19 protein-coding genes are annotated in these 21,215 nt (G+C 68.5%); 5 read left to right on the plus strand and 14 right to left on the minus strand.

The window, feature by feature from the left end:
• Window positions 1-4: 4 nt before the first annotated feature.
• The 10 genes from HXX10_RS21675 to HXX10_RS21720 all read right to left on the minus strand — a co-directional run bounded on the left by HXX10_RS21675 (window position 5) and on the right by HXX10_RS21720 (window position 7,835).
• Entirely contained in the window at window positions 5-472 is a 468-nt protein-coding gene (locus tag HXX10_RS21675; RefSeq protein WP_296525158.1) for a flagellar protein FlgN, read from the minus strand.
• Window positions 473-489: 17 nt separating this feature from the next.
• Window positions 490-813 (minus strand): hypothetical protein, encoded by a 324-nt coding sequence (locus tag HXX10_RS21680; RefSeq protein ID WP_296525160.1) that lies wholly within the window; start codon window positions 811-813, stop codon window positions 490-492.
• A 3-nt stretch (window positions 814-816) separates the two neighbouring features.
• Window positions 817-2,079 carry a flagellar hook protein FlgE gene (gene flgE, locus HXX10_RS21685; protein WP_296525162.1) on the minus strand — a complete coding sequence of 421 codons (1,263 nt, stop codon included), beginning with the start codon at window positions 2,077-2,079 and terminating at the stop codon, window positions 817-819.
• Window positions 2,080-2,112: 33 nt separating this feature from the next.
• Complete coding sequence (locus HXX10_RS21690) at window positions 2,113-2,427, minus strand: flagellar hook capping FlgD N-terminal domain-containing protein (RefSeq protein WP_296525163.1); 315 nt, start codon at window positions 2,425-2,427, stop codon at window positions 2,113-2,115.
• Between the two features lie 452 nt (window positions 2,428-2,879).
• Window positions 2,880-3,392 (minus strand): periplasmic heavy metal sensor, encoded by a 513-nt coding sequence (locus HXX10_RS21695; RefSeq protein ID WP_296525165.1) that lies wholly within the window; start codon window positions 3,390-3,392, stop codon window positions 2,880-2,882.
• 15 nt (window positions 3,393-3,407) lie between these two features.
• Window positions 3,408-3,851 (minus strand): hypothetical protein, encoded by a 444-nt coding sequence (locus tag HXX10_RS29025; protein ID WP_367142014.1) that lies wholly within the window; start codon window positions 3,849-3,851, stop codon window positions 3,408-3,410.
• Window positions 3,852-3,965: 114 nt separating this feature from the next.
• Window positions 3,966-4,442 (minus strand): flagellar protein FliS, encoded by a 477-nt coding sequence (locus HXX10_RS21705; protein ID WP_296525167.1) that lies wholly within the window; start codon window positions 4,440-4,442, stop codon window positions 3,966-3,968.
• Window positions 4,439-6,142, minus strand: a complete 1,704-nt coding sequence (gene fliD, locus HXX10_RS21710; RefSeq protein ID WP_296525168.1) for a flagellar filament capping protein FliD — start codon at window positions 6,140-6,142, stop codon at window positions 4,439-4,441. The genes HXX10_RS21705 and fliD overlap by 4 nt, the downstream gene beginning before the upstream one ends.
• 61 nt (window positions 6,143-6,203) lie before the next feature.
• Entirely contained in the window at window positions 6,204-7,034 is an 831-nt protein-coding gene (locus tag HXX10_RS21715; protein WP_296525170.1) for a flagellin, read from the minus strand.
• 141 nt (window positions 7,035-7,175) lie between these two features.
• Window positions 7,176-7,835, minus strand: coding sequence for an RNA polymerase sigma factor (locus HXX10_RS21720; protein ID WP_296525171.1), 660 nt, complete (start codon window positions 7,833-7,835; stop codon window positions 7,176-7,178).
• Window positions 7,836-8,439: 604 nt separating this feature from the next.
• On the opposite strand from HXX10_RS21720, the gene nifJ reads away from it, so the two are divergent.
• The 3 genes from nifJ to HXX10_RS21735 all read left to right on the plus strand — a co-directional run bounded on the left by nifJ (window position 8,440) and on the right by HXX10_RS21735 (window position 14,482).
• Entirely contained in the window at window positions 8,440-12,042 is a 3,603-nt protein-coding gene (gene nifJ, locus HXX10_RS21725; RefSeq protein WP_296525174.1) for a pyruvate:ferredoxin (flavodoxin) oxidoreductase, read from the plus strand.
• 157 nt (window positions 12,043-12,199) lie between these two features.
• Window positions 12,200-13,213: a dihydroorotate dehydrogenase-like protein gene (locus HXX10_RS21730; protein WP_296525176.1), complete on the plus strand. Its 1,014-nt coding sequence runs from the start codon at window positions 12,200-12,202 to the stop codon at window positions 13,211-13,213.
• Between the two features lie 405 nt (window positions 13,214-13,618).
• Window positions 13,619-14,482, plus strand: coding sequence for a hypothetical protein (locus HXX10_RS21735; protein ID WP_296525178.1), 864 nt, complete (start codon window positions 13,619-13,621; stop codon window positions 14,480-14,482).
• Window positions 14,483-14,640: 158 nt separating this feature from the next.
• Here HXX10_RS21735 and HXX10_RS21740 read toward each other — a convergent pair whose 3' ends face one another.
• The gene (locus HXX10_RS21740; protein WP_296525179.1) at window positions 14,641-16,179 is read right to left on the minus strand and encodes a tetratricopeptide repeat protein; all 1,539 of its coding nucleotides are present in this window, start codon (window positions 16,177-16,179) and stop codon (window positions 14,641-14,643) included.
• An 88-nt stretch (window positions 16,180-16,267) separates the two neighbouring features.
• Window positions 16,268-18,613, minus strand: a complete 2,346-nt coding sequence (locus HXX10_RS21745; RefSeq protein ID WP_296525180.1) for an amidase family protein — start codon at window positions 18,611-18,613, stop codon at window positions 16,268-16,270.
• 319 nt (window positions 18,614-18,932) lie between these two features.
• Between HXX10_RS21745 and HXX10_RS21750 the strand changes: the two genes are divergently transcribed.
• Together HXX10_RS21750 and HXX10_RS21755 are read left to right on the plus strand one after the other, a co-directional pair.
• Window positions 18,933-20,063 carry an AI-2E family transporter gene (locus tag HXX10_RS21750; RefSeq protein WP_296525182.1) on the plus strand — a complete coding sequence of 377 codons (1,131 nt, stop codon included), beginning with the start codon at window positions 18,933-18,935 and terminating at the stop codon, window positions 20,061-20,063.
• 153 nt (window positions 20,064-20,216) lie between these two features.
• Complete coding sequence (locus HXX10_RS21755; RefSeq protein WP_296525184.1) at window positions 20,217-20,507, plus strand: GIY-YIG nuclease family protein; 291 nt, start codon at window positions 20,217-20,219, stop codon at window positions 20,505-20,507.
• A 182-nt stretch (window positions 20,508-20,689) separates the two neighbouring features.
• Here HXX10_RS21755 and HXX10_RS21760 read toward each other — a convergent pair whose 3' ends face one another.
• Entirely contained in the window at window positions 20,690-21,001 is a 312-nt protein-coding gene (locus HXX10_RS21760) for a type II toxin-antitoxin system HicB family antitoxin (protein ID WP_296525186.1), read from the minus strand.
• A gap of 5 nt (window positions 21,002-21,006) precedes the next feature.
• Window positions 21,007-21,201 (minus strand): type II toxin-antitoxin system HicA family toxin, encoded by a 195-nt coding sequence (locus HXX10_RS21765; protein WP_296525188.1) that lies wholly within the window; start codon window positions 21,199-21,201, stop codon window positions 21,007-21,009.
• Window positions 21,202-21,215: the final 14 nt, after the last annotated feature.

Genomic DNA, 21,215 nt, shown 5'->3' on the forward strand with positions numbered 1-21,215 from the left:
CTCGTCAGGCCTGGATTCCCTTGCCGCCGAGCGTGCTGGCGACGCGCGGCCCGGCGACCTGGCCGTTCCGTCCGTAGGTCGCCCGCGACGTCACGTCCTCGCGGATCGCCCGCATGATCGCATCGACGCGCCGCTGGCTCGCGGCGATCGCCTGCCGCAGCCGGGTGACGTTCTCGTCCATGACGGTGTTGAGCGTACGGATGCGCTCCACCAGCCGCTCGCGCAGGCCGACGTCGCCGACGGTCTCGCCCAGACGATGGCGCTGGACGTGGAGGGCCCACCGCTCGATGTCCTCGGCGAGCGCGGTCTTGCGGGCCGTCGACGCCGAGAGCTTGGCCGGCATGCCGCGCGCCAGATTCCTGTTCTCCTGCTCGACGAGGGCGATCAGCTCGTCGATGAGCGTGGTCACCTTCGCGACGGACATGTCGGCCGACGAGGCCGGGGCGCCGCTTTCGATCGATGCCGTGGACATGGGCTACTCCTTGATCCTCAAAAACGCTTCGCCTGGGGAGGAAGCGTTCTCAGGCCGCTGGTCGTCCGATACGCGGTCACGGCCTTGCTCTGACGGTCGATGGTTTCCAATTGCGCTCCGAGACGGTTTCGCTCGGCGATCAGCCGGCGCAGCAGCGCCGCCAGATCGGCCATGGTCGCGAGGACCACACGCTCGGATGCGCCGTCCGCGAGTCGGGGTGCCTTGCCGGTCGGCGGCGGGCCGCCCTGAGCAGGCCGCAGCCGGCCGGCTTCGATGGTCGCCCGGCGCGCCTGGTGGAGGAGCGCGTCGTCATCCGGAGCTTTCGGAGGTCGTCGCCGCATGGCTCACCTCACGGCACTGAGCAGCGTGTCGTACATGTCCTTCACGGTGGACACGACCTGCGCGGCGGCCGAATAGGCCTGCTGCGCCGTGATCATGGTGCTGAACTCCGACGTGGTATCGGCCGTGCTCGATTCGAGCTCGCTGCCGTAGATGTCGCCGGCGCCGCCGGCGCCCGCCTCGTGCAGGGTCGCGACGCCCGAGGTGGTGCTCTCCGTGTAGACGCCGCCGCTCGAAGTGGTGAGCCCGTCCGGATTGGCGAAGGTGGCGAGCGCGACCTTGTAGATCGTGTAGGTCTTGCCGTTCGAATAGGTCGCATTGACGTTGCCGCCGTCCGCGATGGCGATGCCGGTCAGGCTGCCGTAGGCGAGACCATCCTGATCGAGAGACTTCAGGTCGATGGCCGGCGTGTCGGAATCCGACGAGTACTGGGTCAGGCCGTCGGCGCCGCCCGCCGTGCCGAGCGACATCGTGATGGTGCTGTCGGCCGCGCCGGTGGTCCAGCCGGTGATCGACAGCGTGGCCGGGCTCGGGCTGGTGCTCGCCAGCGTGCCGCCCTCGTTGAAGGTGATCGAGATGGTTCCGCTCGACGTCCCGGTCGTCACCGTGGAATCGGAGGCGAGCGTCGGATTGCCGAAAGTGGCCGACCAGGTGTTCTCGCCCGTCTTGGTCCAGGTCACGTCGACATTGCTGGCCGTGCCGAGCGAGTCGTACACGTCCAACGTGGTCGAGAACGTGTCGCCCGTCGCCGCATCGGCCGGCAGGTTCGCCTTGATGGTCTCGGTGGTGGTCGCCGCGGCGACGCTCTGCAGCGCGCTGGTGTCGATCTTGGTCAACGTTCCCGCGGTCTCGCCGCCGATGACGTTGCCGTCCTGGTCGGTCGGCCAGCCCATCAGGGTATAGCCGTTGACGGTCAGATAGCCGTTGTCGTCGTTGGTCGCGAAGTCGCCGTTGCGGGTGTAATAGGTCGCGCCCGACGCATCGGTGACGACGAACAGGCCGTTGCCCTGGACCGCGATCGCCGTGTCGCTGCTCGACGCGGCCAACAGGCCCTGGCTGGAGATGTTGTAGCGGGTGCTGACGCTGACACCGCCGGCCGAATAGGACGAGGACGACCCGGAGTCGGTGAGCATGCTTTCGAAGCTCGCCGTGACGGTCTTGTAGCCGGTGGTGCTCGCATTGGCGATGTTGTCGGAGACCACCGAGATCGCCTGGCTCTGCGAGTTCATCGCCGAGACGGCCGAGTAGAGTGCGCCGGTCAGACTCATGATACGCTCCTCGAACCAGATACGCGGTCCGGCTCAGGCCGACGTGGTGCTGCTCGTGGCGGAATAGAGCTTGGAGACGGTGCTGCTGAGCGAGGAGAGCGTGTCGCTCACGCTGGACAGCGTATCGCTCATGCTGGAGAGCGTGTTGAACGTCGCATACGACATGACCTGACTGGTGAACTCGGATGTGTCCGTCGGATCGAGCGGGTTCTGGTTTTCGAGCTGCGTGGTGATCAGCGTGAGGAAATCGTCCGTGCTGATCGAGCTCGAGTCGGTCGACGTGCTGCTCGACGTCGTGCTCGTGGTGCTGGCCGTGGATGTCGTGGAGGACACCGAAGAGACGCTCATGATATGCCTCGACCGTTGTCGCAGCCGCTTTTGCGGCCCGACGTTTGCTGCCGTCGCGATGTCTGGTGTTGTCGTCGTTCGGTAGTAGAACGGCCGGTGCCGGGATTTCCGGCAGGGTTTCTGACCGCAAGCCCGACGATCGAACCCGACACGCGCGACGGCTGGCGGCCGCGCCCGTGCCGGGCCCGGCGCACGGCATCGGACCGGCGCGGAGGCGCAGACCAAAACTCAGGGTATCGTCATGAAACGGCGGCGGCGCGGTCCGGGGTCACGGCCGCGGCCGGCCGATGGGCGGCCTCGTACCGCCAGCCGCGAGCTCCGGCTCGTCATGCCCGCGCTTGTCGCGGGCATCCCCGTCTCGAGGCAGTCCTGCGGCAAGGAAGACGTGGATGGCCGGAACGACAAGCCCGGCCATGACGGAGCGGAGCGGTCAGTCTCTGCCGCCGCTGGGATCAGCGCGGTGGCGGACCGGGAGGCGGGTCGCCCAGCGGCGGCCCCGGCGGGCCCCGTGGCCGCAACACGACCTCGGCCAGCACCTTGCGGTCGGCGACCGGCATTCCGGCGACCACCTCGGCGATGCGCCGGGCAATCGCCCGGTCGTTCTCGGTCCGCGCCGTGATGAACTCGTCGACCGTCCGGGTGAACGTGGCCGTATCGAAGGTGTCGGCCACCAGCAGGCCGCGCATCTGCTCGTCGAGACGGCGCGGATCGGCCGATCCCGACCGGATCCGGCGGTCGATCTCGACGATCAGCGCCTCGACCTTGGCCATGCTGTCGGGGGTGATGCGACCCTGCAGGTCACGCGCGACATTCTGCAGCGGCCCGTGGCCGGGCGGCGGCGGCCAGGCGCCGGGTCGCATCAGGGTGCCGACCCACGATCCGGCGAGGAACAGGTTGATGCCGAGCGACACCAGCACCACGCCCCACAGCATGACGCTGCGCTTGCCGCCGTTAACCTCGGACATCGCCGGCTCCGCCACTCACTGAAGCTCGTTGAAGACCGAGACGGCGAGCCCGAGGCGAGCCTCGTTCCGCGGCTGGTCCGCAGTCAACAGGCTGGAGACGAGACCGAGCAGGAAGCACGCCGAGAGCACGATCGCCGGGCGCAACGGATGCCCCAGCACCGCCGCGAAGGCCGCCCGCCACCGGTTCGCCGGCGGCCGCACGGCCCGCGACGATCCGACCTGCGGCACGGCGTCCGCCTCGCGGGCGGCAGCCAGAATGCGGTCGGTCAGTGATTCGGGAGCGCGGACGGTGGGATCGGGGCCGAGCGCCTTGCGCAGCGCAGCCGCTTCGGCCAGCACCTCGCGGGCCTCCGCCGAGGCCTTCAGCAGCGCCAGGGCCTGGGTGCGCGACGGCTCCGGCCATGCGGAGACGTCCTCGCCCAATCGATCGACCTGATCCTCGAAGTCGTCAATATCCATCCCGGGGCCTTTTCCATCCTGGAAGCGGACTAGTCCGGAGATTCATCCAGATGCCAGATGCTCCTTAACAAAGCCGTAAGTCCACGATGCCGCGGTTTAGCCCCTTTGTCTGCGCTACCGACGGCCGGCCGCGGAGCGCTTCGCCAGCACGGCCTCGACCGGCTGGGCCGCATGCCCGCCGCGCGACGCCGATTCCTGGGCCCGCGTCGGCAGGCCCGCGATCCCGGCCCAGGCGTCCCGCAGCTCGGCCAGCCCCTCCGAAAGCCTGCGATACCGCTCCGGCGCATCGGGCTTCCGGAACGAGTCGAGGACCGCCAGGATGTTTCGCGTGTACATCGTGTACAGCCGTTCGGCAAGCGCCCCGCCCTTCTGGAAATCGATGATGTGGCTGAGCCCGCGCAGGATCGCCGCCGCCTTGAGCACCGCATCGAGCGCCGTGTCCATCCGGCGCGCCTCGATGTCCTGGCCGGCTCGCTGGAGCAGCACCAGCACGCGATCGTAGAGCAGCACGACGGCCCGCGACGGCGGCACCGAGGCGGCCGCCCTCTGGTAGGCAGAGGCCGCTGCCTGGGAATTCTGAGTGTTGGTCATGAGGAGCTCGAGCTTTGGAGCAGGGTTTTCAGATAGGTCAGCATCGACTGCGCCTCCTGGATGGCGGCCTGGTATTTCGCATAGCGCGACGTGATCGTCTCCTTGTAGGACTCGGCCCGAGCCGTGAGCGTGTCGCTGCGGTCCTGCAGCGTCGTGTCCTGGTCGGTGAGATTGTCGATCAGCGTCTGCAGGTTTCCGTCCGTGGTGTCTGCGGCCTTGTCGGACGCGTTGTACAGCAGCTCGGCGATTCCGGTGCTGGTGGTGACGGAGATGGACTGCGAGGTGTCGCCGACATAGACGAACGAGAGCCCCTCGTAGGCCGTGCCCGTCGCGCCGACGATGCGGCTGCCGCTGACCGTGAACAGGGACGTGTCGCCGCCGACCGACACCGAGGACAGGCTTCCCGAGCTGTCCACCGAGATGTCGAGTGTGAACGAGGCCGGTGTCGAGTCGCCGCGGGCGAGAAGCATCAGGTCGCTCGACGACGGCGTACACTGGAACGTCAGCAGCGACTTCACGTTGTCGAGGTCGTCGAGCAGAGCGCTTTCGAGCGTGGTGGTGTCGAGGACGAGCTCGTTGTTGTCGTCGAACGACAGCCCGATACTCGCCATCGACAGACTGTTCACCGTCGCGGTGAGCGCGCTGCCGAGCTCGGAATTGATGTTGCGGAGCGTGCCGTCGCCGTACAGCACGGCATCGGACGACGCGGTTCCGTCGGAGCCGGTCGCCTGCTGGCTCACCGCATATTCGCGGTAGGCATTGTACGCGGTGACCAGCGACTGCACCGCGGTCTCGACCGTACTGAGATTGGTGCCGACCTCGACCGTGACCGAGGTGTCGGTCGGCGTGGTCTGATAGAGATGGAACGTGACGCCGTCGACCAGGTCGTCGATGTCGTTGGAGTCGCGGGTCACCGAGACGCCGTCGAGCGACATGATCGCGTCCTGCGAGGCTTGAAGCTCGTTGGCCCACGCGCCCGTGCTGTTCGTGATGCCGAGCTTGTTGAGGACATCGGTGCCCGAGACCGCCGTCGCCGTGATGGCCTTGCCGGTGTCGCTGGCGCTGAGCACCAGCTTGTACTCGCTGTCGGCGACCTTGATGACCGAGGCCTGGACGCCGCTGGTGTCGGTGGTGTTGTTGATCGCCTCGGCGACCTCGTCCAGCGTCATGCCGCTGTCGATCGTCACGTCGACGGTCGAGCCGCCGTCCACCGCCAGGCTGAAGACGCCGTCATAGGCGAGTTCGGTCGTGCGGCTCGTCTGGGTATCGCTCGACACCTTCTCGGCCTTGGCGAGTTGGCTCACCGTGATCTCGTAGCTTCCGATGTCGGAGCCGTCGTCCACGGTCGCCGACAGCACGTCGCTGGCCGTGACGTCGCCGTTCGCCGTCAGATAGGCCGTCCGCGACTTGAAGACGTCGTCGGACGCCACCGTCGTTCCGGTCGGCGCCCGCAGCGCATTGGCGGCGTCCGCCAGGTCCTGCAGCAGCGACTGCCCATTCTCGTAGGCCGTGATCTTCGCTTCGTTAGCCGTGATCGTGGTGTCGACCTCGGTGGCCTTGGCGAGCTTGGCCTGGTAGGCCGCGTCGATCAAGGAGTCCCAGTCGATCGACGTGGTCGTCGTCGTGCTGGTCGAGCTTGTCGAGAAGGCGCTCGCCGTACTCGTGCTCGTGCTGCTGCCGGTGCTGCTGACCGTCGTCATGTCGCTCGCCCGTTCTCGCTGCGGCGGGGCCGGAGCACGCTCCGGCCCCACGGCTCACTGGTTACTGCAGCAGCTTCAGCAGCTCCTGCGGCATCTGGTTGGCCTGCGCGGCGGCGGCGACGGCGGCCTGGGTCTTGACCTCGGCCGAGGCCAGCTTCGCCTCCTCGGACGCGATGTCGACGTCCTTGATGGCGGAGTTCGCCGACTCGAGGTTCTCCTGCTGGGTGGAGATCGACTCGGACCGGAACTCGAACCGTGACTCGGTGGCGCCGATGTCGGCCCGTGCCTTGGAGACTGTGTCGATCGCAGTGTCGAGCGTCGTCAGGGCCGCGGTCGCGCCGGTCTGGGAGGAGACGTTGAGCGAGTTGACGCCGAGCGCGCTCGAGGTCAGGGTCGCGATCTTCACCGTGATGGTGTCGGATGCGTCGGAGCCGACCATCACCGAGGTGCCGCTGCCCGCGAAGGCGCTCGAGGTGCCGTCGAGCAGGCTCTTGCCGTTGTAGCGCGTCGAGGTCGCGGTGCCGTCGATTTCGGACGTGAGCTGCGTGAACTCGGCGTTGATGTAGGAGCGTTCGGTGTCCGTCACGGTGCCGGACGAGGCCTCCGAGGCCAGCGTCTTCATGCGCTGCAGGATGTCGCTGATGTTGGAGGCACCGCCGTCGGCGGTCTGCAGCACGGCGACGCCGTGCGAGGCGTTGGTCGCCGCCTGGGTCAGCGCGGTGACGTCGGACGAGATGCGGGTCGAAATGGCGAGGCCCGCGGCGTCGTCGGACGCCTGGTTGATGCGCGATCCGCTGGCGAGCTTGGACAGCGAGCTCGATTCGTCCTTGGAGTTCAGGTTCAGGTAGCGGACGGCCGAGTTGGCGGCGGTGTTGGTGGAAATGACGGGCATGACTCTCTCCTCGCGTTGAACTTCTGTCCCGCGCCCGGACCGGAGGGCGTCGGAGCGGCGCGGAACGTCCGCGGCTGAAAGTTCAACGGGAAGGCCCGCGCCGGGCGGGCGGCGAATATTTCGGGGGTCGAGCCGTCTTGGTTAATCTTCCGTCAAGGCCTGGCGGATGTCGGGCTCGGAGCGGCGCAGCAGCTTGCGGAGCTGCTGGCGGGCGCGCTTGAGGAGCGACTCGACGGCCGACACCGTGGTGTCCATCACGTCGGCGATCTCGGCGTTGCTCATGCTCTCGTGATACGAGAGGATGATGGCGATGCGCTGCTGGTCGGGCAGCCGGTTCATGGCGGCGTCGAGCAGCTCGGAGACCTCGGAGCGGTGCATCGCCGTGACGGCGTCGGGCTGGTCGTCGGCGACCTCGCCCACCGCCTCGACGTCCTCGTTGCGCGGACGCCGGCGCAGATCGATGCAGCGGTTGGTGACGACGCGGTAGAGCCAGGTCGAGAACTTGGCGCGGCCGAACTCCCAGCGGTGCCGGTGCGTCCACACCTTCAAGAGCGAGTCCTGCACGACGTCGTCGGCGTCGGCGCGGTTGTCGAGGATGCGCAGCGCCAGTGCGAAGGCGCGGTCGACATGGCGCTCCACCAGAATGCGGAACGCCGCCTCGTCGTTGTCGACGATGCGGTGGAGAAGGTCGTCGTCGTCGGGCTCCGGGACCACCACCGGGACGGGCCGGGATGTTGCTTCGCCCCGCTCCGGCAAATTCCGGGCGGTCGAGTCGTCCCAGGACACGCACGCGTACGTCATAACGGTTCTCCCCAGCGACCGTGGTCAACCCGAGGTCGGTGCCCCGCACGAGGCTTCGAGCATTCAACGCGCGAGCGGAACTATTCGGGCGGAGGATTTCTGGTCTTTCTGGGCTTTCGTGAGCTGAACTACTAGGAAAATTCTGCCGAGCGCTAGGAAGAAATTTCCTATTACAGTGTAGATTCGTATTCTTAAAGAATTACTCAGATCACGAAAGGATCTGCATCCGGCAAGGATGACCGCTTCGGCCGCGGAGACACGGCCCCACGGCAGCGACAACGCAGCCTCGTCTGTCGCGCATGCGGCGCCGACGGCCCGCGGGGCGCCCGCAAGCCGCGGGCCGTCGGCCTCATCGCACCTCCACGCCCTGCCCGTGCGGCGGGCGGCAGGCGGCGCGCGCACGGGCACCGTGATCGATCCGGGGCGAACCTCGCTTTTCTCGCCGGATCGATTCAGGACTTTTATGCAGCATGACCCAGGTCAATCAGCCCGCCGACGGGGTGGGCTAGGTTGCGGGCTTCTTTTGGTGAGAGCGGAGGCGTTCATGCACGGATCGGGGCGGCCAGCCACGGAGGGCGAGAACGTTGTTCGCACACGCTCCATCATGGACGGCAACGAGGCGGCGGCCTCGGTCGCCTACCGGCTCGCCGAGGTGATCGCGATCTACCCGATCACGCCATCCTCCAACATGGGCGAGTGGGCCGACCAGTGGAAGTCGGAGGGCGCCCGGAACATCTGGGGCACCGTCCCCGACGTCATCGAGATGCAGAGCGAGGGCGGTGCCGCGGGCGCCCTGCACGGCGCCCTGCAGGGCGGCGCGCTGGGAACCACCTTCACGGCCTCCCAGGGCCTGCTGCTGATGATCCCCAACCTCTACAAGATCGCCGGCGAGCTGACCTCGGCCGTGATCCATGTGGCGGCCCGCACGGTCGCAACCCACGCGCTGTCGATCTTCGGCGACCATTCGGACGTGATGGCGGCGCGCCAGACCGGCTTCGCGCTGCTGAGCTCCGCCTCCGTCCAGGAGGCCGCCGACCTCGCCCTGATTTCCACCGCCGCGACGCTGGAATCGCGGGTTCCGTTCCTGCACTTCTTCGACGGATTCCGCACCTCGCACGAGGTCAACGTCATCGACCTGCCGACCGACCAGGACCTGCACGCCATCATCGACGACACCCATGTGCGCGCCCACCGGGCCCGCGCGCTGTCGCCCGACCGGCCGGTGCTGCGCGGCACCGCCCAGAACCCGGACGTGTTCTTCCAGGCGCGCGAGGCCTGCAATCCCTACTACCGCGCCTGCCCGGGCATCGTGCAGGATGCGATGGACCGCTTCGCCCAGCTCACCGGGCGGGCCTATCGGCTGTTCGACTATGTCGGCGCACCCGACGCCGAGCGCGTCGTGATCCTGATGGGGTCGGGCGCCGGCGCCGTCGAGGAAACCGTCGAGGCGTTGCGCGAAAAGGGCGAGAAGGTCGGCCTCCTCAAGGTGCGGCTGTTCCGCCCGTTCGCCACCGAGACGTTTTTGGCCGCCCTGCCCGCGACGGTGAAATCCATCGCCGTGCTCGACCGCACCAAGGAGCCCGGCAGCGTCGGCGAGCCGCTCTACCAGGACGTGCTGACCACCTTCGCCGAGCGGGTCTCCTGCGGCGCCGCCACCGGCATGCCGCGGGTGATCGGCGGCCGCTACGGACTGTCCTCCAAGGAGTTCACGCCCGCCATGGTGAAGGCGGTGTTCGACGAGCTGTCCAGCCCGACGCCGAAGAACCACTTCACGGTCGGCATCACGGACGACGTCTCGCACACCAGCCTGGCGGTCGACGACGCGTTCTCGACCGAGCACCCGAAGACCGTGCGGGCGCTGTTCTACGGCCTCGGCGCCGACGGCACGGTCGGCGCCAACAAGAACTCGATCAAGATCATCGGCAAGTATACGCCGAGCTTCGTGCAGGGTTACTTCGTCTACGACTCGAAGAAATCCGGCTCCGGCACGGTGTCGCACCTGCGCTTCGGGCCGGATCCGATCCGCTCGACCTACCTGATCAGCCGCGCCAACTTCGTCGCCTGCCACCAGTCGCAGTTCCTCTCCCGCATCGACATGCTCGCCGCGGCGGAGGACGGGGCCACGTTCCTGCTCAACATCCCGGGCGCGCCCGAGGAGGTGTGGAGCAAGCTGCCCCGCGTCGTGCAGGAGACCATCATCAGGAAGCGCCTGCGCCTGTTCGCCATCGACGGCTACGCGGCGGCCCGCGAGGCCGGCATGGGCAGCCGCATCAACACCATCATGCAGACCTGCTTCTTCGCCATCTCGGGCGTGCTGCCGCGCGAGGAGGCGATCGCCAAGATCAAGACGTCGATCGAGGAGACCTACGGCAAGCGCGGCGCCGCCGTCGTGCAGAAGAACTTCGCCGCCGTCGACACCACGCTCGCCCGGCTCCATGAAATCCCGGTGCCGACCACGACGACCGCGACCCTGGAGATGCTGCCGCCGGTATCGCCGCGCGCACCCGCCTTCGTGCGCGACGTGCTCGGCGAATCGATCGCCGGCCGCGGCGACGCCCTCCCGGTCAGCGCCATGCCGGTCGACGGCACCTTCCCGACCGCCACGGCCCAGTGGGAGAAGCGCAACATCGCCCAGCAGATCCCGGTGTGGGACACCGACATCTGCATCCAGTGCGGCAAATGCGTGCTGGTCTGCCCGCACAGCGTCATCCGCGCCAAGGTGGTCGACCAGGCGGCGCTCGACGGCGCCCCGGCGACCTTCAAGTCGGCCAAGGCCAAGTGGCGCGAGTTCGACGGCATGCGCTACCTCCTGCAGGTGTCGCCGGAGGACTGCACGGGCTGCAGGCTGTGCGTCGAGATCTGCCCGGTGAAGAGCAAGAGCGAGGTCAAGCACAAGGCGCTCAACATGGCCGCGCAAGAGCCGCTGTGCGAGGCCGAGAACGCCAACTGGGACTTCTTCCTGTCGATGCCGGAGATCGGCCGCGAGCGGGTGCGCCACGACAACGTCAAGGACGTGCAGCTCCTCGAGCCGCTGTTCGAGTTCTCCGGCGCCTGCTCGGGCTGCGGCGAGACGCCCTACATCAAGCTGCTGACCCAGCTCTTCGGCGACCGCCTGATGATCGCCAACGCCACCGGCTGCTCGTCGATCTACGGCGGCAACCTGCCGACCACGCCCTACACGGTGAACCACCACGGGCGCGGCCCGGCCTGGTCGAACTCGCTGTTCGAGGACAATGCCGAGTTCGGCCTCGGCATGCGGCTCGCCGCCGACAAGCAGATGGAGTTCGCCCGCGAGCTGCTGACCCGCCAGAACGGTCGCCTCGGCGACGTGCTGATCGGGGATCTCCTGCAGGCCGACCAGACCAGCGAGGCCGGCATCGAGGCGCAGCGCGCCCGCGTCGTCGAGATCAAGCGGCTGCTCGCCGGCGCGGACGCCGACGAGGCCAAGGCCCTGCTCGGCCTCGCCGACAGCCTGGTGCGCAAGAGCGTGTGGCTGCTCGGCGGCGACGGCTGGGCCTACGACATCGGCTACGGCGGCCTCGACCACGTGCTCGGCTCGGGGCGCAACGTCAACGTGCTGGTGCTCGACACCGAGGTCTATTCCAACACCGGCGGACAGATGTCGAAGTCGACGCCGCGCGCCGCCGTCGCCAAGTTCGCCGCGGCGGGCAAGCTGACGAGCAAGAAGGACCTCGCCATGGAGGCGGTGAGCTTCGGCTCGGTCTACGTCGCCCGCATCGCCATGGGCGGCGGCGACATGCACACGGTGCGGGCCTTCCAGGAAGCCGAGTCCTACGACGGGCCGTCGCTGATCATCGCCTACAGCCACTGCATCGCCCACGGCTACGACATGGCCATGGGGCTCGACCAGCAGAAGGCCGCCGTGCAGTCGGGCTACTGGCCGCTGATGCGCTTCGACCCGCGCGTGTGGGAGGAGGGCAAGAACCCGTTCCAGCTCGACTCCAAGGCGCCCACCATCCCGTTCAAGCTGTACGCCTACAACGAGGCGCGCTACACCATGCTGGTGCGCTCGAACCCGAAGGCCGCCCGCACGCTGCTCAAGCAGGCGCAGGACGACGTCGAGCGGCAGTGGCGCGTCTACGCCGACCGCGCCGCGATGGCGGGCCGGGCCGAGGCGCCGGACGTCACGCCGCGATCGCCCGACGACGACACGGCGCCGACCACTCCGGAAGGAGGCGACGAGTGACGCGGGAGAGCCGTCATTCCGGAAGCCGACCGAAGGCCGGCTGTCCGGAATCCATAACCCCAGTCCGTGTGTATGGATTCCGGGCTCGCCGCAGCGCGGCGCCCCGGAATGACCGGGCGGCGACGTTCGGCGAAGCGGCCCGTCAAGGAGCGATCTGATGAGTGACCTGACCACCCGCTATCTCGGGCTGACCCTGAAGTCGCCTCTGGTGGCATCGGCCTCTCCGCTGTGCGACTCGATCGAGGGCATCTGCCGCCTCGCGGACGCCGGCGTCGCCGCCGTGGTGCTGCCCTCGCTGTTCGAGGAGCAGCTCACGCTGGAAAGCCTGTCGGTCCATGCCGACCTGGAGCGCGGCACCGACACCTTCGCCGAGGCGGCCGGCTTCTTCCCCGATCTCCACACCTACAATCTCGGGCCCGACGGCTGCCTGGAGCTGATCCGCGAGGCCAAGCGCCGCGTCGACATCCCGGTGATCGCCAGCCTCAACGGCGTCACGGTCGGCGGCTGGATCGACTACGCCAAGCTGATGCAGGAGGCAGGCGCCGACGCGCTCGAGCTCAACACCTACTCGATCGCGGTCGACCCCTCGCGCAGCGCCGAGGCGATCGAGCAGGGCTATGTGGATCTGCTCACCGCCATCAGGGCGCAGGTGAAGATCCCGGTCGCCGTCAAGCTGTCGCCCTTCTTCAGCGCACCCGCCAACATCGCCCGCCGGCTCGGCGAGGCCGGTGCCGATGCGCTGGTGCTGTTCAACCGCTTCTACCAGCCGGACTTCGACATCGAGGAGCGCGAGGTGGTCGCCTCGCTGGCGCTGAGCCGGCCCGAGGAGCTGTTGATGCGGCTGCACTGGGTGGCGATCCTGCACGGCCGCGTGAAGGCCGACCTCGCCATAACGGGCGGCGTCCATTCGGCCCCCGACGTGGTGAAGAGCGTGATGGCCGGCGCGCGCGTCGCCTGCATGACCTCGGCGCTGCTCAATCACGGGCCCGGCTACGCCAAGACGGTGCTGCGCGATCTCGACCGCTGGCTCGACGCCCACGAGTACGAGTCCGTGCAGCAGATGTGCGGCAGCATGAGCTTCGACGCGGTGCCGAACCCGTCCGCCTACGAGCGCGGCAACTACATGAAGGTTCTGAGCTCCTACACGCTGCGCGACGACATCTTCGCTTGATCCGGCCTTCGCCGGACGCATGACGCGACCCGCGCGGCGCCCCCCAGGGGGCGCCGCTTTGGTATGCGACCGGCCGATTTTTACCATGCAGCCCAGGCAGTTCGGCCGGATCTTCGGCTGCCACGCCCGCGCCGCAATGATGGGTCACGGTTTCGTTACCGCCCCTGGGGAGGGGAGGTTGATTGTGCGGTGCGGTTAACCCCACGCTAACCCTGCAGGACGAGGATGAAATCGTCGTGCAGGCTGTGGGGCCCCCGTCATCGCAACGGGCAACCGGCGCCGATCGGCGCTGTCTTTAGAGACTCCAGTATCGGGTTCGAAATGCGGTGCTCCTACGCCACGCCGTCAGGCGACACTGTCTCGTTCTGGTCGGCCTTGATCGCTGGCGTCGGGTGCAGTGGGCTGATGTTCTTCGTCGCCCTGCCGCTGGCGCTGTCGAGCCCCTACCCCACCCCGAAGGAGCGCGCCTGGATCGTCGACGGCGGCCTGCTGCGTACCGTGGCGCTCGCGCCGATCGGCCGCGACGAGGCCATCGAGGCGGAGGCCGACGTCGAATCGGAGTCCGGTCCCGAGGGCGGGCACGGCAGTCTGGCCGACATCCTCTCCTGGGAACCGACCTTCACGCTCGCCTCGCTGTCGATCGACCCCGATGCCGACGTGACCGGCAGCCTCGGTTCGGCCGGCGCCGCCGCGATCGGGCCTGACGCGGTGCTGCGCGTTCGCCCCGGCGAGCCCGCCGACGAGGTCGACGACTATCTGTGGGACGTCTACCTGCGCAATCCGATCAAGAAGGACGGCTCGGGCGACTTCACCTGGAAGGATCCGGCCGCCGCCAAGCGCGCCGGCATGTCGCTCAAGGATTACGTCATCCGCGGCATGGACCGCGACTTCCGCGAGACGCTCTATCACATGGGCAAGGCGCTCGACGCCGACGGCTACAACTGGTCGATGCTCTCGGCCTTCCGCGACGATTTCCGCCAGCGCCTCGCCTCCGGCTTCAAGGCCTCGGTCGGCAACTCGCTGCACGGCGGCAGCCGCCGCACCGGCGGCTACGGCCACGGCCGCGCCATCGACATCACCACGGCCGACGGCCACGACGCCGAGAGCGTGTGGCACTGGATCGACCGCAACGGCGCCCGCTTCGCCATGAGCCGGCCGATGCCGGGCTACGACCCCGCCCACATCCAGGCGCGCGGCAACTACCTGCAGATCGCCGCGACGCTGCGCGGCAAGCGCTCCCGCTACGCCACCGCCGTCGCCCACGACTGATACCAGCCTTCGTAGCTCGTCATTCCGGGACGACGCGAATGCGCCGGACCCGAAATCCAACCAAGACCTCCGAATTCAACGTTGGATTCCGGGTTCGCGGGCTGATGGCCCGCGCCCCGGAATGACCGCCCGAATTTGGACGGCGCAGCTCACGCTGCCTAATCCCGCAGCCCCTCGTCCAGCCGCGCCAGCACGTCGGACCAGTCTCTCGCACGGGATTGGCGGATCAGCCGCATGGTCGGATACCACGGGCTGTCGGCGCGATCCCGCAGCCAGCGCCAGTCGAGCGCATGGGGCGTGAGCAGCCAGGTCGGCCGCGCCAGCGCACCGGCGAGATGCGCGACCGCGCTGTCGACCGTGACGACGAGGTCGAGCGCCGCGACGGCCGCGGCCGTGTCGGAAAAATCGCCGAGCGCGTCCGACAGGTCGACGATGTCGGGCCGCTCGGCGAGCGACGCCCGATCCTTCGGCCGCGGATCCTTCTGCAGGCTGTAGAGCGCGACGCCCTCCTGCGGCAGATGGGGCAGCAGCGCCGCGAGGGGGATCGAGCGCCGTTGATCGAATCGGTGCTTCGGATTACCGGCCCAGACGAGCCCGACCTTGAGGCCGGGTCGGGCGGCGAAGCGCTCCCGCCAGGCGGCGAGCTTGCGCGACGCCGGAAACAGATACGGGACGTCGGCCGGCAGCGTCGCCAGCGTGGTGCCGAGCCTGAACGGCAGGCTCATCAGCGGCAGGTGCCAGTCGAACGGCGGCGCCGCCTCGCCGGCGACGATCACCCGGACACCCGGAAAGGCCTGCGCGAGAAGAGCGACCAGCGGCGCCTGCACCTGCAGCACCACGGCGGCCGCATCGGCCGCGACGGCGGGGACGAACCGTACGAACTGCAGGGTGTCGCCGAGCCCCTGCTCGGCATGGAGCAGGATGGTGCGGCCGGCGAGCGGCTCGCCCTGCCATTCGGGCTCCTCGAAACGCCGCATCGCGGCACTCAGCACGCCGCGCTTGCGGCGCCATTCGTATTCGGCGAAGCCGCCGGCGAGGTCGCCGTCGAGCAGCATCGCCGTGGCCCGGTTGAACCGCGCCGTCGCATTCGTCGGATCGCAGGCGACGGCCTGCTCGTGCAGGCTCCGCTCCTCGTCGAGCCGGCCGAGATCGTGCAGCACACGCGCCAGATTGCTGTAGGGCTCGACCCTGTCGGGCGCGATCGCGATGGCCTCCCGGTGCGCCGCGATGGCGGCGTCGAAGGCATCGCATGCGTGAAGGGCGGTGCCGAGGTTGGTCAGTGCCGCGGGATTGCGCGGATCGATCTCGAGGGCGCGGCGGTGGCAGCGCAACGCGTCGTCGAGCCGGCCGAGATCCTTGAGGACCATCCCGAGGCTCGAATGGGCGTTCGACCAGTCGGGCCGCAGCGCGATCGCCTGCTTCAACGCGGCCGCTGCGGCGCCATCGTCGCCGCGGTCGCGCAGCACGCGGGCCATGCCGAAATTGGCCTCCGCCAGCCACTCGCCGGCATGGAGCGGCGCGAGCGCCACAGCCGACGCGTAGGCGCCGATCGCCTCGTCGAGTTTTCCGTCCTTCATCAGCGCCGCGCCGCGATCGGCTTGGGCACGCCCGGCGTCCACGGGACCGACCTCGGCACGGCCGATCGGCGTCCGGCCGTCTCGTGTCCGACGCACCTGGGTGCGGCCACCATGTCCCATGCTCGAGCTCGTCCCCGATTGCGGTCGAGCTTGATACGGGCCGGGCACAGCTTTCCGGCGGAAAGCCTTCGTCACGAGCCGAACGGTGTCAGCCCGTGCCGCCCGGCTGGCGCGGAATCGGCCCGAAGGCCGGCGGCGGGATGCGTCGCCGCGACGCCGCCTCGTACGAGGAGGCGATCCGCAAGATCACGTCCTCCTTGCCGGGCTCCGCACGGAACACCAGCGAGAACGGCAGCCCGGGCGCAGGGATCGTCGTCGGCGTGTGCGAGGGCGCCGACACGTAACGCGCGCCGTCCGGCGTCAGCGCGAACACCGGATCGTAGACGGTCGTGACATAGCCGGCCGGAACCAGAACCTCGGTCAGCCCGGCGTTCGGACCCATCAGCGACTCGGGCGCCAGATTGTGCGGGATATCGTACTGGTGCGGATGGCCGATCAGCCCGGGCGGCCACGGCGTGTGCAGCCGCACCAGTGCGTCCAGCTTGTTCTCCAGCATCACCATCATGTCGACGCGGCGCAGAAGCTCGCGCAGCATGATGCGTTCGTCGACGCCCTGGCGACCGCCCAGCGGATTGCGCGGATCGGCGATCTCCTCCCAGTTCCTGAAGGCGGCGCGCTGGTCGTCGCCCCAGAATTTCGAGCGCGCATTGAGGGCAGCCCAATCCGACAGCGTCTCGGTGACGCCCTGCTCGGCCCAGTCGGCGGCGCGGCGCATCAGGTACTGGCTGATGTGGAAGCGGAACGCCATCGCCATTTCCTGCTGCTGGATCGTTCCGATATCGAGATTTTTGGGCGGCGCGATGCGCCCCTCCGCCATCGCGACGAGGTAATCGATCGGCGCCATGGTGCCGTTGCCGAACACCTTGCCGGGCGAAAACTCGGTCGGCACGATGGCGTCGGCGAACTCCTGAAAGAGCGGACGGCCGTCGCGGCCGAGCCGGAACATCAGGTCCGGCATGAACACCGGCACGAGGCGCGTCAACGCCGTGGTGAAGTCGACCGTCATCGGCGCGATGTCGGGATCGGGCGCAAAAGTCGGCTCGCGCGACTCGACCAGCGTGACGCCGAGCCGACCGCCCAGGATCTCCTTGATCTCGCGCGCCGCCGCCTCGACGATCGGCACCTCGGTCAGCGAGCCGGGCGGCACCCGCATCGACTCGCGGATGATGCCGAGCCGCAGGCCCGCCAGCTCACCCGCCCGGCCGGTGCCTGTCGCGTGGCTCGCGTAAGGCGTCGCCAGCACCGAGGGGCGCGGCACCGTCGTGTAGACGTCGCGCGGATCGTAATAGCCCTGCTCGGGATCCTTCAGCGCATCGAGAATCTTGGCGCAGTCGCCGATGGTGCGGGCGTGGATGCCGCTGCGGTCGCAATAGATGTCGGCCCCGATGGCGCCGCCCTCGAAGCCGAGCATCGCCTTGTGGGGCAGGATCAGCGCCACCGCGTTGTGGTTCGACGGGCCGCGGCAGGAGGCGCGCGTCTCCTCGCCGAGGCTCGCCATCACCATGTTGGTCGACACCGACAGGGCCGAGCCGGAGCTCGATCCGAGCGAGGCCGAGCGGCGCGTGTCGTAGGGGTTCGACGGGTTGCCGCCCCAGGTGGTGCGCTGATAGCCGAGCGTCGACGGCAGCACTTTGTCCGGCGCGTGACGGCCGCCCGGATTGCCGGCGCGGCCGTTGTACTCGGTGCACACGGCCTTGGCGAAGATGATGGCGCCCCTCTTGCGAAGCTGGTCGACCAGCACATGGTCGCGCGCCGGCACGTCGATGTCGTAGGCGGCGTCGCCGCCGCCGGTCGAGCGCATGTCCTTGGTGTCGAACGAATCCTTGAACGAGAACACGACCCCGTAGAGCGGCAGTTTTTCCAGATCCGGATCGCGGCCGTACTGCGCGTCGAGCGCGGCCGCCTGCTCGAGCGCGTCGGGCCAGCGGCGGAAAATCTCGGCGCCGGGCGGCGCGTCCGGCGGCAGCGGGCCGTCGTCGGGATGGCGGTCGAAGTCGCCCGAAAACGTCACCGAGCGCTCGCCCCGGATGTTGAGCGTGGCGAGCGCGTTGACCTGGCCGGCCTCCGGGATGCCGACGATCATGCCGAACTGCTGCTTTACGCGCGGATCCGAGGCGGTCGGCTCCATGCGGCCGTATTCGAGCGGCGGCCCCGTGTAGCGATCGAGATCGGGCAGCACGGTCGCGGCTTTCACGGTCGCGGTCGCGAAGGTGAGCGGCGCGCCGCCCCGCAGCGGGCCGGTCGCGGCCGGCACCGGCGCGCCGTCCGCCGTCACCAGCATGCTCGACACGCCGTTATAGGCGCGCACCCGGTCGATATAGTGCCGGACGATCTCGACGCAGGTGATCTCGCCGGCCCGGATGGCGGCGTGCATCGCGTCGATGGTCGCTTCCTCGAGCCTGAACGGCGTCCGCGCCTCGGCCTGCCCGGTCATGACGGCTCCGTCTTGTTGTTGTGGGTTGGTCGTCTCGGTGGGTCGTCTTCGTCGACCCCGAGTAGAGCGCGGCCCGGCGTTTCGGGCAATGGGCCCCCGCCGTCATGCCGGGCCGGCCGCAGGCCGAGACCCGGCCATCCATCCCGTTCGCAAGAGCCCTTCTTTCGAACGGGATGGATGCGCGGGTCTGCGCCCGCGCATGACGCCGTGGGGTATTCCAAGCCACGCATGACGACAGGCCTGCCACCCGCCCCTGTGCGCCGCCCCCGCTCGTCCGCTATGGTCCCGAATCGAGACGAGACCGCCGCGCGAGGACCCCATGACGACCCCCAAGGACCCTTCCCCCGAACCGGTCGCCGTCAAGCTGGCGAGCACGACGACGCTGATCGAGCGGGGGACGGCGCTGGCGGCCTTCGTCGCGCTGATGATCGGCGTCGCGCTGATCGTCAAGCCGTTCGTCACCGGCATCCTGTTCGGCGGCATTCTCGCCATCGCCACTTGGCCGATGCGCGACGCGCTGGTGCGTCGCGGCGTGTCGGGCGGGGTCGCCGCGACGATCCTGCTCATGGCCGCAGTCGCCACCATCGGGGTTCCGGCCGTGTCGCTGGCGCCGGGCCTCGCCGAGCGGCTGGTGAAAGGGGCGCAGCAGATCCAGGCCTATTTCGCCGGCATGCCGGAGCTGCCCACCTGGCTCGCCAACATCCCGTTCGTCGAGGAACCGCTGCGGCGGCTGTGGGCCGACCTCGCCGACCCGAGCAGCATCGTCCAGGAGGTGTTCAAGTCTTATTCGGCGGAGCTGCAACGGGCCCTGGTCGAGATCGCGAAGGCGTTCGCCGACGGCATCTTCCAGCTCCTGGTGTCGCTCGCCGTCGCCTTCGGCTTCTGGCTGCGCGGCGACACCATCGCCCGCACGTTGCGCGAGATCGCCGAGCGGCTCGGCGGCGCGACGGCCGGGACGGCGCTGGAATCCGCCGCCGATTCGGTGCGCGGCGTCGCCTACGGCATCGTCGGCACGGCGGCCGTGCAGGCCGTGCTGATGGCGATCGGGCTGTTGATGGCCGGCGTGCCGGGCGCCGGTCTGCTCGGCTTCCTCGCCCTGCTGATCGCGCTCAGCCAGTTCGGCATCCTCTTGGCCTTCATCTGGGGCGGCGCCGCCTGGTGGCTGTTCGGGCTGGGCTCGACCGGCTGGGCGATCTTCATCATCGCCTGGGGCATCATGGTCTCGACCGTCGACAATTTCATCCGGCCCTGGCTGGTCAGCTTCGGGGCGGCGCTGCCCTTCACGCTGATCTTCCTCGGCGTGCTGGGCGGCTTTCTGGCCTTCGGGTTTCTGGGCCTGTTCATCGGCCCGACGCTCTTGGGCGTGTTCATCAACATGCTCGACGCCTGGCGCCGCGCCTCCGCCCCACCGGTCGTCGCCCTGGTCACGCCGCCGGCCGTGAAAGGGTAGTCGAGCCGTCATGGCCGGGCCGGCCGAAGGCCGTGACCCGGCCATCCATCGTCTCGCATAAGCCCTTCTTTCGAGGACGATGGATGCGCGGGTCTTCGCCCGCGCATGACGCCGAGCTACGATGCCGGCCTTGCACCACTTCGGATTTCGATCATGAGGTGCTTCTGGGTTTACATCCTGGCGAGCCGTCCCGGTGGCACGCTCTATGTCGGCATCACCAACGACTTGGTTCGGCGCATCTACGAGCACCGAGAGGGCTTCGTCGCTGGTTTCACGAAACGGTACCGCGTCAAGTCGCTCGTCTATTACGAGCAGCACGACACCGCGGTCGCTGCGATCCAACGCGAGAAGAACATCAAGCACTGGCCGCGCGAGTGGAAGATCGACCTGATCGCGTCACTCAATCCGGATTGGCAGGATCTCTACGACGAGATCACACGCTGATACAGCTCCCACCACCCGTCATGGCCGGTCTGCGCTGCGGCATTCATCAGTCCGTCATGGCCGGGCCGGCCCGAAGGGCCGAGACCCGGCCATCCATCCCTTCGCATAAACCCTTCTTTCGAAGCATGATGGATGCGCGGGTCTTCGCCCGCGCATGACGGGGCAAGCGTGATGCCACTCGATCACGGTCGCTGCCAAGCCGACACCCCGGCATCGGCAGCAGCCGACCGGAACGGCACCGCGGCGACGATCGCGTCTGCCGCCCGCTCACGAAATTCGGGATCGCGGCGCAATTCGTCGATGCTGCGGGCAGCCGGAAATGGGCTACCGTCGAGGGCCGACCAGTCCACCGCCGCGAAGGCCAAGACCTCGGCGGCATTCCGCATAGCCTCGTCGATGGTGTCGCCGGCCGTGATCACGCCCGGCACGTCCGGAAACGACACGCCGTAGCAGGTGTCGGGCTCCTTGTGGATCAGGGCGATGTAGTGGGGCATCGGCGTCAATCCTTCGACCAACCGGCTTGCTTGTATATGGCGCGGACCGTGCCGGCCGGAAGGTCCTTCTTCGGATGGGGCACGATCACGCGTCGTCGCTTTGCAGAGTCGATGAATTTGTGGTGCGAGCCGCTGACCGAGACGAGATCGAAACCTTCCTCTCGAAGGCGGCGAATGATGTCACGACTGTCACGCAGCATGGCGGCTGACCCGC

Source organism: Rhodoplanes sp., from assembly GCF_013377085.1.
GTDB lineage: Bacteria > Pseudomonadota > Alphaproteobacteria > Rhizobiales > Xanthobacteraceae > Rhodoplanes.

Excerpts from the sequence above, each read along its gene's own strand:
- nifJ (WP_296525174.1), top strand. The coding sequence starts at position 8,440 with ATGGACGGCAACGAGGCGGCGGCCTCGGTCGCCTACCGGCTCGCCGAG.
- flgE (WP_296525162.1), bottom strand. The coding sequence starts at position 2,079 with ATGAGTCTGACCGGCGCACTCTACTCGGCCGTCTCGGCGATGAACTCG.
- HXX10_RS21755 (WP_296525184.1), top strand. The coding sequence starts at position 20,217 with ATGAGGTGCTTCTGGGTTTACATCCTGGCGAGCCGTCCCGGTGGCACG.
- HXX10_RS29025 (WP_367142014.1), bottom strand. The coding sequence starts at position 3,851 with ATGGATATTGACGACTTCGAGGATCAGGTCGATCGATTGGGCGAGGAC.
- HXX10_RS21765 (WP_296525188.1), bottom strand. The coding sequence starts at position 21,201 with ATGCTGCGTGACAGTCGTGACATCATTCGCCGCCTTCGAGAGGAAGGT.
- HXX10_RS21675 (WP_296525158.1), bottom strand. The coding sequence starts at position 472 with ATGTCCACGGCATCGATCGAAAGCGGCGCCCCGGCCTCGTCGGCCGAC.
- HXX10_RS21730 (WP_296525176.1), top strand. The coding sequence starts at position 12,200 with ATGAGTGACCTGACCACCCGCTATCTCGGGCTGACCCTGAAGTCGCCT.
- HXX10_RS21690 (WP_296525163.1), bottom strand. The coding sequence starts at position 2,427 with ATGAGCGTCTCTTCGGTGTCCTCCACGACATCCACGGCCAGCACCACG.
- HXX10_RS21760 (WP_296525186.1), bottom strand. The coding sequence starts at position 21,001 with ATGCCCCACTACATCGCCCTGATCCACAAGGAGCCCGACACCTGCTAC.
- HXX10_RS21740 (WP_296525179.1), bottom strand. The coding sequence starts at position 16,179 with ATGGGACATGGTGGCCGCACCCAGGTGCGTCGGACACGAGACGGCCGG.
- HXX10_RS21735 (WP_296525178.1), top strand. The coding sequence starts at position 13,619 with ATGTTCTTCGTCGCCCTGCCGCTGGCGCTGTCGAGCCCCTACCCCACC.
- HXX10_RS21745 (WP_296525180.1), bottom strand. The coding sequence starts at position 18,613 with ATGACCGGGCAGGCCGAGGCGCGGACGCCGTTCAGGCTCGAGGAAGCG.
- fliD (WP_296525168.1), bottom strand. The coding sequence starts at position 6,142 with ATGACGACGGTCAGCAGCACCGGCAGCAGCACGAGCACGAGTACGGCG.
- HXX10_RS21720 (WP_296525171.1), bottom strand. The coding sequence starts at position 7,835 with ATGACGTACGCGTGCGTGTCCTGGGACGACTCGACCGCCCGGAATTTG.
- HXX10_RS21695 (WP_296525165.1), bottom strand. The coding sequence starts at position 3,392 with ATGTCCGAGGTTAACGGCGGCAAGCGCAGCGTCATGCTGTGGGGCGTG.
- HXX10_RS21715 (WP_296525170.1), bottom strand. The coding sequence starts at position 7,034 with ATGCCCGTCATTTCCACCAACACCGCCGCCAACTCGGCCGTCCGCTAC.
- HXX10_RS21750 (WP_296525182.1), top strand. The coding sequence starts at position 18,933 with ATGACGACCCCCAAGGACCCTTCCCCCGAACCGGTCGCCGTCAAGCTG.
- HXX10_RS21680 (WP_296525160.1), bottom strand. The coding sequence starts at position 813 with ATGCGGCGACGACCTCCGAAAGCTCCGGATGACGACGCGCTCCTCCAC.
- HXX10_RS21705 (WP_296525167.1), bottom strand. The coding sequence starts at position 4,442 with ATGACCAACACTCAGAATTCCCAGGCAGCGGCCTCTGCCTACCAGAGG.